At 57.2% G+C, this 14711-nt stretch carries 9 protein-coding genes and 1 CRISPR repeat array; all 9 genes read left to right on the forward strand.

Annotated features, from left to right (window positions below; genetic code table 11):
• Positions 1-387: 387 nt before the first annotated feature.
• Positions 388-2586, forward strand: a complete 2199-nt coding sequence (locus tag GFER_RS12155) for a CRISPR-associated helicase/endonuclease Cas3 (RefSeq protein ID WP_040099920.1) — start codon at positions 388-390, stop codon at positions 2584-2586.
• Between the two features lie 36 nt (positions 2587-2622).
• On the forward strand, positions 2623-3288 hold the full coding sequence (cas5c, locus tag GFER_RS12160) for a type I-C CRISPR-associated protein Cas5c (RefSeq protein WP_040099921.1): 666 nt from the start codon (positions 2623-2625) through the stop codon (positions 3286-3288).
• Entirely contained in the window at positions 3285-5036 is a 1752-nt protein-coding gene (gene cas8c / locus GFER_RS12165; protein ID WP_040099922.1) for a type I-C CRISPR-associated protein Cas8c/Csd1, read from the forward strand. The genes cas5c and cas8c overlap by 4 nt, the downstream gene beginning before the upstream one ends.
• A gap of 3 nt (positions 5037-5039) precedes the next feature.
• A complete protein-coding gene (gene cas7c, locus GFER_RS12170; protein WP_040099923.1) occupies positions 5040-5900 on the forward strand; it encodes a type I-C CRISPR-associated protein Cas7/Csd2 in 861 nt (286 codons plus the stop codon).
• Between the two features lie 65 nt (positions 5901-5965).
• Complete coding sequence (locus tag GFER_RS12175) at positions 5966-6832, forward strand: HEAT repeat domain-containing protein (protein ID WP_040099924.1); 867 nt, start codon at positions 5966-5968, stop codon at positions 6830-6832.
• Between the two features lie 58 nt (positions 6833-6890).
• Positions 6891-7568, forward strand: a complete 678-nt coding sequence (gene cas4, locus GFER_RS12180; RefSeq protein ID WP_052446347.1) for a CRISPR-associated protein Cas4 — start codon at positions 6891-6893, stop codon at positions 7566-7568.
• The gene (cas1c, locus tag GFER_RS12185) at positions 7513-8544 is read left to right on the forward strand and encodes a type I-C CRISPR-associated endonuclease Cas1c (RefSeq protein ID WP_040099925.1); all 1032 of its coding nucleotides are present in this window, start codon (positions 7513-7515) and stop codon (positions 8542-8544) included. The genes cas4 and cas1c overlap by 56 nt, the downstream gene beginning before the upstream one ends.
• Before the next feature lie 4 nt (positions 8545-8548).
• Positions 8549-8839, forward strand: a complete 291-nt coding sequence (gene cas2 / locus GFER_RS12190; protein WP_040099926.1) for a CRISPR-associated endonuclease Cas2 — start codon at positions 8549-8551, stop codon at positions 8837-8839.
• Between the two features lie 164 nt (positions 8840-9003).
• A CRISPR array of direct repeats spans positions 9004-13465; the repeat unit is 32 nt; unit sequence GTCGCCCCCCGTGCGGGGGCGTGGATTGAAAC.
• Positions 13466-13969: 504 nt separating this feature from the next.
• A complete protein-coding gene (locus GFER_RS12195) occupies positions 13970-14647 on the forward strand; it encodes a DUF4197 domain-containing protein (protein WP_052446348.1) in 678 nt (225 codons plus the stop codon).
• Positions 14648-14711 lie beyond the last annotated feature (64 nt).

A 14711-nucleotide genomic window follows, 5' to 3' on the forward strand; every position in this document is an offset into this window, starting at 1 on the left:
GGGCAGAACAGGTCGCCGCAGGGGCAAGCTGTCGCAATCCTAGGCCATTGCGTGGAGGCAGTCAAACAGCAAGCATCGCCGATTTTTGCTGAAGGTTTGCATTAAATAAGAATATTTTCTATTCTTCTGTGATGGCAAGTGTCATCTATGCGATTTCAGGAGGGGATTATGGAAGATTTTTTTGAAACAAATGCCACTCACCAACCAGTCAGCAATACCATCCCCAATTCGCCAGAACTGTGGGCGCGCCTCTCTCCTCTTAAAGATTCTTTGTGCTTTGACCATTAAATTTGCCATTGCGACTTATTTTGTCATACAGACAATTTAAAATTTGTTTTGCTTGTTGGGTTTATCTGGAATTTACGCCGATCTTGGGAGGGTAACGCTATGGCCGAATATTATGCGCACTCAACGGCAAACCAAGACAAATCGGACTGGCAGACCCTTCCCGATCATTTGGCAAATGTCGCCAGGCTCGCCGAAAAATTTGCGGATGTATTCAACGCGGGTGAATGGGGGCGCTGTGCCGGTTTGCTGCATGACGCCGGCAAGGCAACGGACGCTTTTACCGCAAGGCTGGAGGGAAACACGGCCCGCGTCGATCACTCAACCTTCGGTGCGCGCCTGGCGAGAGAGCGTCTGGGACGCCTCGGACTGCTTCTGGCGTATGTGATCGTCGGCCATCACGGCGGGTTGACCAATGGCGGCAATCAGGAAGGCGAGCTTCATTTTCGCCTGAAACACGCCAAGGTGCCGCCGGACGTCGCGCTGCTTACCGATTTTGACCTGCCCAAGAGGCTAGCCCCACCTTTCAAACTGCCCGTTGATCGCGCTGGATTCAGCCTGGCGTTTTTCACCCGGATGATTTTCTCCTGTCTGGTAGATGCCGACTTTCTCGATACCGAAGCCTTTTGCGACCCTGATAAAGCCCAGCTTCGCCCAGAGCACGACAGCGGCACTGATTTCCGCAGTCTGCAACAGCGATTCACTTCCTTTCTTCAAGAAAAAGCACATACCGCCAAACCCTCCCCCGTCAATGCCCTGCGCCAAAGCATTCTCGCCCAGTGCCGGGAAAATGCCCTGCTACCCCAAGGATTTTTTTCGCTGACAGTTCCCACCGGTGGGGGAAAAACCTTCTCGTCTCTGGCCTTCGCCCTGGACCACGCGTTAGCCCACGGCCTGCGGCGCATTATTTACGCGATTCCCTTCACCTCCATCATTGAACAGAATGCCAGGGAGTTCCAGGCGGCCATCGGGGCAGATTGCGTCCTTGAGCATCACTGCAATTACAAGGAGAGCGATGAGCACGAGAACGATGCCTACAATCGCAGACGCGGGCTGGCCACCGAGAACTGGGATGCCCCCCTCGTCGTCACGACCAACGTCCAATTTTTCGAGTCGTTGTTCAACAACAAAACCTCGCGGTGCCGCAAACTGCACAACATTGCCGGCAGCGTCATCATCCTCGACGAAGCCCAGGCGATCCCCACCGAATATCTGGAGGCCTGCCTCGCCGCCCTGCGCGAGCTGGTGGAACGCTACACGTGCACGGTTGTCCTCTGCACCGCGACCCAGCCGGCCCTGGACGACAAAAGCACTCTGCGCACGGCGTTGCCACACGTCCAGGAGATCATTGACGATCCGCTGCATCTCTATCGGAGTTTGCAGCGCACCGAGGTCCAATTTATCGGCAAAGTTTGCGATGACGAACTCGCCGAGCGCCTCGCGGATGAGAGACAGGTTCTGTGCATCGTTTCCACCAAGGCACATGCCCGCACACTTTACGAGAAAATTAGGCAGGCGGCAGGAGAAGATGAGCGGTTATTCCATTTGTCGACCAACATGTACCCCATCCATCGGCGGCAAGTGCTGAATGAAATTCGCGCCCAGCTCAAGGTCAACATGCCCTGCCGGGTGATTTCGACGTCCCTGGTCGAGGCGGGCGTCGACCTTGACTTCCCGGTGGTGTATCGGGCCATGGCCGGGCTGGATTCCATCGCCCAGGCGGCAGGTCGTTGCAACCGCGAAGGGCTGCTGCCCGAAAAAGGCAAAGTGTTTGTCTTCGAAGCAGAGCAGCCCCCGCGCATGCCCTGGATCAAGCGTTGCGCCGCCCGCGCCGCGGAAACTCTGCGCACCCTGCCCCAGGCCGACCCTTTGGGGCTTGAAACCATGCGCCGATATTTCGAATTGCTTTACGATGTGGAGGACTTGGACAAGAAGCAGATCCTGCCATTGCTCAATCCCAAATTGAGCACCGATCTGATCTGGCCGTTCCAGGAAGCGGGCCAGGCCTTCCGCTTCATCGAGGAGGAAACCATCGGCGTGATCATCCCCATTGAGGCGCAGGCGCAAGGCCTGGTGCAGGAGTTGCGGTACACCCAATACCCGCGCGCCACGCTTAGAAAACTTCAGCAGTACACGGTTGGGGTGCGTTCCAGAGACTTTGCGGCTCTGGATGCCGCCGGCGCGCTGGAAATGATTCACGGCGAATTTCCGCTGTTGTGCAACGAAGCTACATACCGCGCTGCGGTTGGATTGTGCGTTGATGAGGGTGAAGTCTGGAATCCGGAGAATTTGTGCATATAACCTTGTGAACTCTTGGCAAGAGGGAAAGGAGCAGCTATGGGGTATGGCGTCAAGTTAAGAGTCTGGGGGAATTACGCCTGTTTTACGCGACCGGAGATGAAGGTGGAACGCGTCTCCTACGACGTGATGACCCCTTCGGCTGCGCGGGGCATCCTGGAGGCGATTCACTGGAAGCCGGCGATCCGCTGGGTCGTGGATCGCATTCATGTATTGCAGCCCATCAAATTCGACAATGTACGGCGTAACGAAATCAGTTCGAAAATCCCCAAACCCAATCCGACCACGGCCATGCGTGACGGCAAGCGCCTCTATTTTCTGGTGGATGACGGCGACAACCGCCAGCAGCGCGCCTCGACACTTCTGCGCGATGTGGAATATGTCATCGAGGCACATTTCGAACTGACCGACAAGGCCGGCTTTGACGACAACGAAGGAAAGCATCTCGACATCTTCAACCGAAGAGCCGCGCGTGGCCAATTTTTTCATCAGCCCTGCCTTGGTTGCCGCGAATTCCCAGCCTATTTTGAGTTGCTCGAAGGGGACATTCCCGCATCGCCCTATGTCGGGCAGTCCAAGGAATTGGGCTACATGCTGCTCGACATGGATTTTGACAACGACATGACCCCCCTGTTTTTCCGCGCGACCATGGAGGATGGCATCATCCATGCCCCATCGCCGCTTTCCCCGGAGGTGCGGACATGATTCTGCAAGCCTTGAACGGCTATTATGAGCGCATGGTCGAAGATCCGAATTCGGGGATGCCGCCTTTTGGGACCAGCATTGAGAACATCTCCTTTGCGTTGGTACTGGCAGCGGACGGCAATTTACAGAACATCGAAGATCTACGCGAATCCGAAGGCGGCAAGTTACGGGCACGGAAAATCCCCGTACCAGCATCGGTGACGCGCACTTCTGGCGTTAAGCCTAATTTTCTGTGGGACAAAGCGAGCTACCTCTGCGGCGCAGATGCAGAGGGGGCAACCGAAAAAAATCAAGAGCGATTCGCGGCTTTCAAAGAATTTCTTCAGATCGTCGGGGCTGAAATTAACGATCCGGGATTTTTAGCTGTCATCAAATTCCTGCAAGGTTGGGATTGCGCACAAGCCGAGGAAATCGTCGGTAAATTTGCGGCTTGGGAAGATGTTTGTCATGCCAATCTGGTGTTTCGTTTGGATGGCGCCCCCGGATTTATTCACAATCGCGCGCCCGTACAGAAATTCTGGCTCCGATTCAACCAGGATAGGGACAGCGCCGAACTGGTTCAGTGCTTGATTTCCGGTGAAACAGATGCACCTTTGGCCCGCGTCCATACCCCCATCAAGGGTGTTCGCGGCGGACAGACATCGGGAGGGTACATTGTATCCTTTAATAAATCCGCCTTCGTTTCTTACGATCAGACCAAGGCCTCCGTCGCTGAAAACTCGGCATTCGCTTACACGACCGCGCTGAATGTCCTTCTGGCAGGGAAAAGTCGACAAAATGTGCATATCGGCGATACCACCCTAGTCTTCTGGGCGCAACGTCCTACCCCGGCAGAGGATTTCCTTGCCGACCTGATCGAGCCTTCAGCCGGATCCACTGATGCCCCAGATATTGAGGACGATCAGCAAACCACCGGAAAAATCCGCAGCTTGCTTCAGGCAATTCGCGATGGGCGGCGGGCAACAGACATCATTCCGGACCTTGACGAATCCGTGCAATTCTATGTGCTCGGCTTGGCACCCAATGCCGCGCGGCTGTCTATCCGCTTTTGGGAGGCAAACAGTGTGGGCGTTTTTCTGGACCGCATCGGCAGGCATTTTCAACAACTGGCGTTGGTTCGCCAATACGAAAGCGATCCCGAATTCCCCCCTCTGTGGCGACTGCTCTGCCAGACGGCACCTTTGGGAAAAAACGAAAACGTCTCACCGGTTCTCGCAGGCGCCCTGGCCAAAGCCATGTTGACCGGCACCCGCTATCCGCAAAATCTTCTTTCCGCCGTCCTAGGGCGCATTCGCACCGAACATCAGGTGAGCTATTTTCGCGCCGCGCTTCTTAAGGCTTTTCTCATTCGCAATCATCAAATGGAGGTGCCCGTGTCGCTCGATCCCCAAAAAAAAGACTTACCTTATTTACTGGGCCGCTTATTTGCCGTTTTGGAAAAAGCCCAGGAGGAGGCCGTCCCCGGTACCAACGCCACCATCAAGGACCGCTATCTCGCCTCGGCATCGGCAACCCCGGGCCAGGTTTTTCACATGCTGCTGAAAAATGCGGCCAACCACATCGCCAAGTTACGCAAAGACCCGGAAAAAAGAGGCAGGGCACACAATTTCGAAATCATGACGCAAGACATCATGGCCGAGATCGTTGAGTTCCCCAGAACTCTGGCTGCCATTGAGCAGGGCCAATTCATGATCGGCTACTACCATCAGCGCAAAAACTTTTTCACCAAAAAAAATCAGGAGGGCTGACCCATGACCGCTATCACCAATCGTTATGAATTCGTACTGCTTTTCGATGTGGAAAACGGCAATCCTAACGGCGATCCCGACGCAGGCAACATGCCGCGCATCGATCCCGAAACGGGCCATGGACTGGTGACCGATGTCTGTCTGAAGCGCAAAATCCGCAACCACGTGGCCCTGGCCAAAGAAGGCGCGGAAGGATTCAATATTTATGTGCAGGAAAAGGCCGTGCTCAATCAAACCAATGAACTGGCTTACAAAGCTTATGAATTGAAGCCCGAAACGAAAAAGCTCCCCAAAAAACTTGCGGATGCACAAAAAGTAACCGGCTGGATGTGCGCCAACTTTTTCGACATCCGCAGCTTCGGCGCTGTCATGACCACCGAGGTCAATTGCGGACAGGTGCGCGGGCCGGTGCAATTGGCTTTTGCCAAAAGCGTTGAACCTATCATTCCGCAGGAAATCAGTATCACCCGTATGGCGGTCACCAACGAAAGAGACTTGGAAAAAGAACGCACTATGGGCCGCAAGCATATCGTCCCCTATGGGCTTTATGTCGCCCAGGGCTTTGTGTCGGCGCCTCTGGCAGAAAAGACCGGTTTCAGCGAGGATGACCTGGGCTTGCTGTGGGACGCGCTGGTCAACATGTTCGAGCACGACCGTTCAGCGGCTCGCGGCGTAATGAGCAGTCGTAAGCTCTATGTCTTCAAGCATAAAGACAAATTGGGTAATGCCCCGGCGCATAAGTTGTTCGACTTGGTGGAAATTGCGCGCGCTCCCGGTTCGCAGGGGCCGGCGCGGTCCTTTAAGGACTTTTCCGTAAATGTAGGTACTGCGCCGACAGGTATCGAAATTATTGAAAAATTGTAGTTGAAAGCAAGGGGGTACAACCCTTACCCCACTTGCTAGCAAAAGCGGGAGGGGGAAAATCACCTATGGATAAAAATCTGGAAAAACGTTTCCGTGAGCGGGCAGTTACGCTGGGCAATTGCGGAGATCCGGCAGGATTGGCGGAACTTATCGATTTGACACGTTTACCCGTTGCCAATGTGCGGCGCTTGGCGGCATCGGCCATCGGAAAGCTGGCCGGTTTGGCCGATGGCAGAGACGCCGTTGCAGCTTTGCAGCCGCTATTGCAGGATGCTTTTCCGCAGGTGCGCCAATATGCGGCAAAAGCCCTGGGTGCTTACGGCATCCAGGCCAAATGCGCCTTGGTCGATCTTCGCGATATGGCCATCAGCCCCGTTGAAAAGGACTACAACAACACCTGCGCAAAGCTGGCCATCGAACTCATCGAGGAGGCGACCCGCATCGAAGAGAGGAAAGCCGAGCATTGCTGCCAGCGCTGCGGGGTCAAACTTGAAGCCGATGAGTTCACCCGCAGCAAAAAAGCTTTTCAGCGCCCGTTCTGCAATTATTGCTTCGATGAGGTCTTTATCGAACGACGTAATTTTGAAACCAAGGTGCAATTGCAGAAAAACATTCGTGCCAAGGACGGCACCTGGGTGCAATCGGACGGCGAGCGCTTGATTTGTGAGATATTGAACACCGAGAAAATCCACTACCGCTACGATGAGCGTTTCCGCATACTTGACGGATATGCCATCCGCCCCGATTTCTATCTGCCCGAGTTTGACGTCTATATCGAGTATTGGGGAATGGACACCGCCGACTACAAAATCGGCATGCTCAAAAAACAGCAGCTTTACCAGCAGCAGGGCAAAAGGCTTCTTTCCCTCTACCCCGATGACAAACCCAGAATCCGACATATGTTGCTGGAAAAACTCGCCAAATATAAATAACTCGCTACGCCTGCGCTGCGCATTGCAGGTACGGCAAAAGCAATCCGGAGAACCTTCGATGTATGCTGAATCCGACTACGTTATGCTCTCGGCTTTGCAGCATTATCTTTACTGCCCACGTCAGTGTGCCCTGATTCACATTGAACAAACCTGGCAGGAAAACCGCTACACCGTTGAAGGACGCATTTTGCATGAGCGGGTCGACAGCCGAGAGAAAGAGATGAAAGGGCGTGTACGGATTGTACGCACCCTTCCCGTCCGCTCAGCGCGGCATGGTTTGAGTGGGCAGGCCGATGTGGTGGAGTTCCATGAGGACGGCAGCGTCTATCCCGTCGAGTACAAGCGAGGCCGGCCGAAAAGCGACCGCTGCGACGAAGTGCAACTTTGCGCTCAAGCCCTATGCCTCGAAGAAATGCTGGATAAAAAAATCGAAAGCGGGGCCTTATTTTACGGGCAGAATAAACGCCGGAGCGCTGTTGAATTTGATGTCGACCTAAGGCGGCTGACCGAAGAAACAGTTGAGCGGGTTCATGATCTTTTTCGCACCGGAGTTACGCCGAAAGCGGTCTACTCCAAAAAGTGCGATCAGTGTTCACTTATTGCCGTATGCCTGCCGAAAAGCTGCACATCCGGACGATCGGTCAGAAAATATCTGGTAGGGATGCTCAGGGAGACGAACCATGAGAAAGATGCTCAACACGCTGTATGTGACGACGCAAGGGGCCTATCTGAATAAGGAGGGAGAAACGGTCGTCGTCAACATCGAGCGCGAAACCAAGCTACGCTTGCCGATTCATACGCTCAGTTCCATTGTCTGTTTCGGCCAGGTGACATGCAGCCCCTTTCTGCTTGGGCATTGCGCTGAAAAGGATGTTACGGTCAGCTTCCTGACAGGTTACGGGCGGTTTTTAGCCAGGGTTCAGGGGCCGGTGGCAGGCAACGTACTTCTGCGTCGAGAGCAGTATCGCCAAGCCGACGACCTAGTGGCTTCGGCGCGTTTGGCACGCTTGTTTGTGCTGGGCAAGGTGACCAACTGCCGCACGGTTATGAGCCGGGCTCAGCGGGATCATGGGGAGAAAATCAACTCGCTGGACATTCCGAAAAAGGTGGGCTTATTTGCAAAGGTCGCTCGCAACCTTTTACTGGAAGATTCTCTTGATGATATCCGCGGTATTGAGGGCAGAGCAGCTAACGACTACTTCGGACTCTTCAATGATCTAATCGTGGCACAGAAGGACGACTTCGTCTTTGCCGGGCGAAACCGTAGGCCCCCTCTGGACCGGGTGAATTGCCTGCTTTCATTTCTCTATTCGCTGCTCTATCACGATGCGCGCTCAGCTCTTGAAACGGTGGGACTCGATCCGGCTGTTGGCTTTTTGCACCGCGATAGGCCTGGCCGACTGAGTCTGGCCTTGGATCTGATGGAGGAATTTCGGCCGGTAATGGCGGATCGCCTGGCGCTTTCATTGATTAACCTTGGTCAGGTGCGCAAAAAAGGGTTCCGGACCATGGAATCCGGAGCCGTGGTGATGGATGACGACACCCGAAAGGTTCTGCTCATGGAATACCAGAAGCGCAAACAGGTCGAAATCGAACATCCTTTTATCAAGGAGAAAATTCCGCTCGGGATGCTGATGTTTGCCCAAGCACAATTGCTCAGTCGCTATCTGCGCGGAGATCTGGACGAGTACCCTCCGTTTATCTGGCGGTGACGACATGATGGTGCTTGTCAGTTACGATGTGGCAACCTCTGATCGCGCCGGCGCCAAACGCTTGCGCAAGTTGGCAAAAATTTGCACCAATCACGGGCAACGCGTCCAGTACTCGGTCTTTGAATGCCTTGTAGATCCAGCACAATGGGTGGCGATGCGCCAGCAATTGATCAATGTCATCGACGAATCCCAGGATAGCTTGCGATTTTATTTTCTAGGGGCGGGATGGCGAAGGAAGATTGAACACATAGGCGCAAAGGAGGCTATCGACCAGGAAGGACCTTTAATCCTTTAGCGAACCCCAAGGGATGGTTGAAGCCCAGGGAGGTTCGCGCGGCCGATTTATAGGCGTTTTTTCGAGAATCTGGTGAGGATATAAGCATTTTGATTGTACGGGAGGATAAGGTTCGCGAATATCGGAAAAAAAATAGATAAAAATTAAAGACTTAGTGAACCACAGTCGCCCCCCGTGCGGGGGCGTGGATTGAAACGAAGAGTCCTGGCTGCGCGGGTATATCCGCCTGCCGTCGCCCCCCGTGCGGGGGCGTGGATTGAAACGATCAGCTCGAAATCCAGATGGCGCAAGAGCGCGTCGCCCCCCGTGCGGGGGCGTGGATTGAAACGACACCACCACCGTGGATGTCGACATCGTCAAAGGGTCGCCCCCCGTGCGGGGGCGTGGATTGAAACGTTGCGAAACCCTCCGCTTTCGCGCGCGGCGTCGGTCGCCCCCCGTGCGGGGGCGTGGATTGAAACGGCACCGACACCGCCAACAAGTACGTCGTGCTCACGTCGCCCCCCGTGCGGGGGCGTGGATTGAAACAGTACATCTACGACACCGTCGACAACGTCGGGCGGTCGCCCCCCGTGCGGGGGCGTGGATTGAAACAATTACACGCGCCTGCTGGATGCCACCATCAAGGGTCGCCCCCCGTGCGGGGGCGTGGATTGAAACAAGGACAGCTCCATTATGCGCTCGTCATCGTCCAGGTCGCCCCCCGTGCGGGGGCGTGGATTGAAACTCTGACGTTGAGGAAATGGTGTTGGTTTATACAGGTCGCCCCCCGTGCGGGGGCGTGGATTGAAACTTTTTGGGCCGCAAGTCGTAGCCCCGTGAGTTGGCGTCGCCCCCCGTGCGGGGGCGTGGATTGAAACAAGTGAGCGATTGAGCTGTGAGAGTGCGACAACCGTCGCCCCCCGTGCGGGGGCGTGGATTGAAACACCCCGAAGTGTGCGCGTGCATCGATGCAGTGACGGTCGCCCCCCGTGCGGGGGCGTGGATTGAAACTCCGGGTTGGTGTCGACCAGGAGCAGATCACCGTCGTCGCCCCCCGTGCGGGGGCGTGGATTGAAACATGCAAGAAGAGGTCGACGCCTACAACCGCCGGCCGTCGCCCCCCGTGCGGGGGCGTGGATTGAAACTTCGATGATGCGCAACACCTCGCGTTCATCGTCGTCGCCCCCCGTGCGGGGGCGTGGATTGAAACCAGAAAAGCCGAGGCATCATCGGCGGGCTCGCACGTCGCCCCCCGTGCGGGGGCGTGGATTGAAACAAAGATATAGGCGAGTTCCTGCTGCTCGCTCATGTCGCCCCCCGTGCGGGGGCGTGGATTGAAACGGTGAGTACCGCGTGGAGTGCGTGACCTTTACCGCGTCGCCCCCCGTGCGGGGGCGTGGATTGAAACTTTGATGAGCGCCTCCAGGTGGCAAAAGACCTGAGTCGCCCCCCGTGCGGGGGCGTGGATTGAAACAGTGAAGAGTTGCAGACGATCGCCGAGCACATCGTCGCCCCCCGTGCGGGGGCGTGGATTGAAACACACCGTCGGTGGACGTGTAACTGGATGAGGGGGTCGCCCCCCGTGCGGGGGCGTGGATTGAAACGATCTCAACCTGGGTGCGCTCTTTGCGGGTGCGGGTCGCCCCCCGTGCGGGGGCGTGGATTGAAACTTCGATGATGCGCAACACCTCGCGTTCATCGTCTGGTCGCCCCCCGTGCGGGGGCGTGGATTGAAACACACTCGATGCAGATCTCTCGCCCAGGGCCTTGGCGTCGCCCCCCGTGCGGGGGCGTGGATTGAAACATTTTCCAATAGTCAGCGGCTTCGATTTCGACCGTCGCCCCCCGTGCGGGGGCGTGGATTGAAACGCCAAAACCGGCGAGGGGCATTTGACCGATTACAGGTCGCCCCCCGTGCGGGGGCGTGGATTGAAACTCGGCGCTTGTCTCCTGGACCCGGATCGCGCCTAGTCGCCCCCCGTGCGGGGGCGTGGATTGAAACCTTCAACTGAATAAACCCCCGAAGCCTGGGCTCCGTCGCCCCCCGTGCGGGGGCGTGGATTGAAACACCAGCTTGGTATAGTTGGGGGTGCCAAGCTGGAGTCGCCCCCCGTGCGGGGGCGTGGATTGAAACGGCGGAGGCACCGCCGACAGCCCCATCGTCACCCGTCGCCCCCCGTGCGGGGGCGTGGATTGAAACATCGGTGCTGCCGGCGGTGTCGGGGTGCTGCATCGTCGCCCCCCGTGCGGGGGCGTGGATTGAAACGCCGCGCATGGTCAACGGCCTCACGCAAATCGGGTCGCCCCCCGTGCGGGGGCGTGGATTGAAACCCGCCCGATCTTGTCCCTCTCCCGCATGTCGGCTGTCGCCCCCCGTGCGGGGGCGTGGATTGAAACGCCTCTGAGTCGTCCTGCGGGTTGATCGTCCGCGTCGCCCCCCGTGCGGGGGCGTGGATTGAAACAATAGGTCGACCGCGTCTGCCAGCGCGCCAAAGAAGTCGTCGCCCCCCGTGCGGGGGCGTGGATTGAAACAATACATGCTAACGCAGCCGCCAATCTTTCCGCGTCGCCCCCCGTGCGGGGGCGTGGATTGAAACAAGCAGGTCGCCGAATGCGTTACGCAGGCCTTTTGTCGCCCCCCGTGCGGGGGCGTGGATTGAAACGCCTATTTCGGTAAAAACAACGCCGACGGCTTCAGTCGCCCCCCGTGCGGGGGCGTGGATTGAAACAACCTTCACCGCTTTAATATCTTCTCTTGTCAGTCGCCCCCCGTGCGGGGGCGTGGATTGAAACGCCGGAAAGAATCACGCCATGCTGAATCTGATATCGTCGCCCCCCGTGCGGGGGCGTGGATTGAAACAACACTCCCCGGCCACTTCGGCGCAGCCACCAACGTCGCCCCCCGTGCGGGGGCGTGGATTGAAACATAAAAAGAGAGTTCTCCCGCGCCCGCCTCGAAAGTCGCCCCCCGTGCGGGGGCGTGGATTGAAACCCCTGCGGCTACGCGACCCAAGACAAGAGCCTAGGTCGCCCCCCGTGCGGGGGCGTGGATTGAAACATCACGTCCCGGATATGTTGCGGTCCCTTATCGCGTCGCCCCCCGTGCGGGGGCGTGGATTGAAACAGCGGTGGCAAAGACAGCGTCGTCATGGAGCGGCGTCGCCCCCCGTGCGGGGGCGTGGATTGAAACTTCCTCAACGGCAACCAGGCGCCCTACATGGAAGTCGCCCCCCGTGCGGGGGCGTGGATTGAAACACATCTGCAACGAGGGTTGCCGCTGGGGTCATGACGTCGCCCCCCGTGCGGGGGCGTGGATTGAAACACTTGTGAAATGTCGGCAGGCTGTCCGGTCTGCAGTCGCCCCCCGTGCGGGGGCGTGGATTGAAACGTGATTACCCTCGGCAATGCGCCCGTACAGCTCCCGTCGCCCCCCGTGCGGGGGCGTGGATTGAAACAATTGAATCCGTTCGCGGATGGAGGGGGTAAAAGTGTCGCCCCCCGTGCGGGGGCGTGGATTGAAACCAATAGACTAGTGAGATCAATCATCGTTCCCACGTCGCCCCCCGTGCGGGGGCGTGGATTGAAACTGTCATGGCCTGCATGCGCCATTGCGGGTTAATGGTCGCCCCCCGTGCGGGGGCGTGGATTGAAACTACACAACAAAATACAACGGTCAACAAAAAAGTGTCGCCCCCCGTGCGGGGGCGTGGATTGAAACTGCCTTCCGCGTCTCGCGTAACATATGTTGAAGTGTCGCCCCCCGTGCGGGGGCGTGGATTGAAACTCCGAACCGATGAAGGAGCTGCAGGCGCTCGTCGTCGCCCCCCGTGCGGGGGCGTGGATTGAAACATTGAACGGTTGCCTCACACCAAGGGCAAGTGGGCGTCGCCCCCCGTGCGGGGGCGTGGATTGAAACTTTGCTGGCTGGCGTCACCGATCATCCGGCTAAAGTCGCCCCCCGTGCGGGGGCGTGGATTGAAACCAGGTCAAGGCCGGTAATTTTTTGCACAGAGCCTAGTCGCCCCCCGTGCGGGGGCGTGGATTGAAACCATGGTTGCAGCGCGTCGTTGCCGTCAAACTGTCGTCGCCCCCCGTGCGGGGGCGTGGATTGAAACGGTGGATTGATGCATCGCTTTTCCTTCGCGCACGTCGCCCCCCGTGCGGGGGCGTGGATTGAAACCGTTAGAAAATTCGACACGAATTTTGGCCCCAGGTCGCCCCCCGTGCGGGGGCGTGGATTGAAACGCTCAGCATTGCGGAGGCAGTATTGAGGAAATTAGTCGCCCCCCGTGCGGGGGCGTGGATTGAAACTGAGTTAAAAGGCCTCTCTGTTTTGTACTTAACGTCGCCCCCCGTGCGGGGGCGTGGATTGAAACCTTTTATCCCGCGCTGGTTTCGTGGTGTTGAAGGCGGTCGCCCCCCGTGCGGGGGCGTGGATTGAAACATCATGTGGGCCAACCCTTGAGTGTCGCGACTGGTCGCCCCCCGTGCGGGGGCGTGGATTGAAACTCAGGAGCGGCTTGCAATGGGCGCAATCCGTGAAGGTCGCCCCCCGTGCGGGGGCGTGGATTGAAACTCATGCCATGCAATCGCAACGGCCAACCGTTCCACCGTCGCCCCCCGTGCGGGGGCGTGGATTGAAACTTCAAAGATCCCCGGGGTCGGACCAAGCCAACACACTGAAATCAAACGGGATCTGCTTAAAAAACACCTCAAAAACAACCCTATAGGGCAATTTTCAGTGGTAAAATCGGGTTTATGTTCTGCAATTGGTATAAAATGGCAACGGGTTGGTTTGGTCCGACGCCGGATACGCGGATAACCTGTCAGCAAATCCGGCAGACTACATCAAGGATTTACGGCGACGTGACAAGGTGTTATCTAAAAAGGGTGGGGGCAAATTGCCTCCACCCTTTTTCAATCGAGCAGACGGAGAAGAAACGCTGTAAAGTTGTTGAACCGCATACTGGCGTGCCGCGTCTTCTTCCCGCCTCTGACGGGGTGTGTTTATCGCTGGTTGCGAGATAGAATATCTACTGAGGTAAAATTTGTACCCCATTTGCAGGAGCAGCGATCTGAGAATCCCATGCTATCGATCTTCGCGCAAATTAGTTATTTGGGAAAAATCTCTACTGAGGAGCCAACGCCATGAAAGCACTTTCCCCGTCAAGCCTCCCCGTCTTCAGGATCGCCGTTTTATTGCTGGCCCTGGTGATGACATCGGCATCCCTGGCTCAGGGCAGCTGGCTGCAAAAAGGTCGCGATTTGCTGCGCGGCGGATCTCCGGCGACCACCACTGATTTATCCAATCAGCAAATCGCCGCTGGACTTAGAGAAGCCCTGCGTGTGGGATCGGAAAATGTGGTCGGACAACTGGGAGCACTCAACGGCTTCAATGCCGATCCCCAGGTGCGCATTCCCCTGCCCAACAGCCTTGATCGGGTGCGCACAGCCCTGCGCCCTCTGGGCATGGCCCCCATGCTCGATGATTTGGAGGTACGTCTCAACCGCGCCGCCGAGGTCGCCACGCCCAAGGCAAAACAGCTGTTTCTGCAGTCCATCGAGGCCATGACTCTCGAAGACGTCATGGGCATCTACAACGGTCCGCCCGATGCCGCAACGCGTTACTTCCAGGACAAGATGTCGACGCCTCTGGCCGCGGAAATGCGCCCCATCGTTGCGGAGAGCCTCGCCGAAGTTGGTGCGGTACAATCCTACGAGAGCGTCATGAGCCGCTATCGCAGCCTGCCTCTGGCGCCCGAGGTCGGGACCGACCTGACCGGCTATGTGGTGGATGGTTTTGATAATCTAAATTTGACCAGTTAAGGGGCCCTGTGATTACCCAAAATTGACCACCCCCGGCATCCCTTCGGTACGATGGCAACAGACC

Source organism: Geoalkalibacter ferrihydriticus DSM 17813, from assembly GCF_000820505.1.
Classification (GTDB): domain Bacteria; phylum Desulfobacterota; class Desulfuromonadia; order Desulfuromonadales; family Geoalkalibacteraceae; genus Geoalkalibacter; species Geoalkalibacter ferrihydriticus.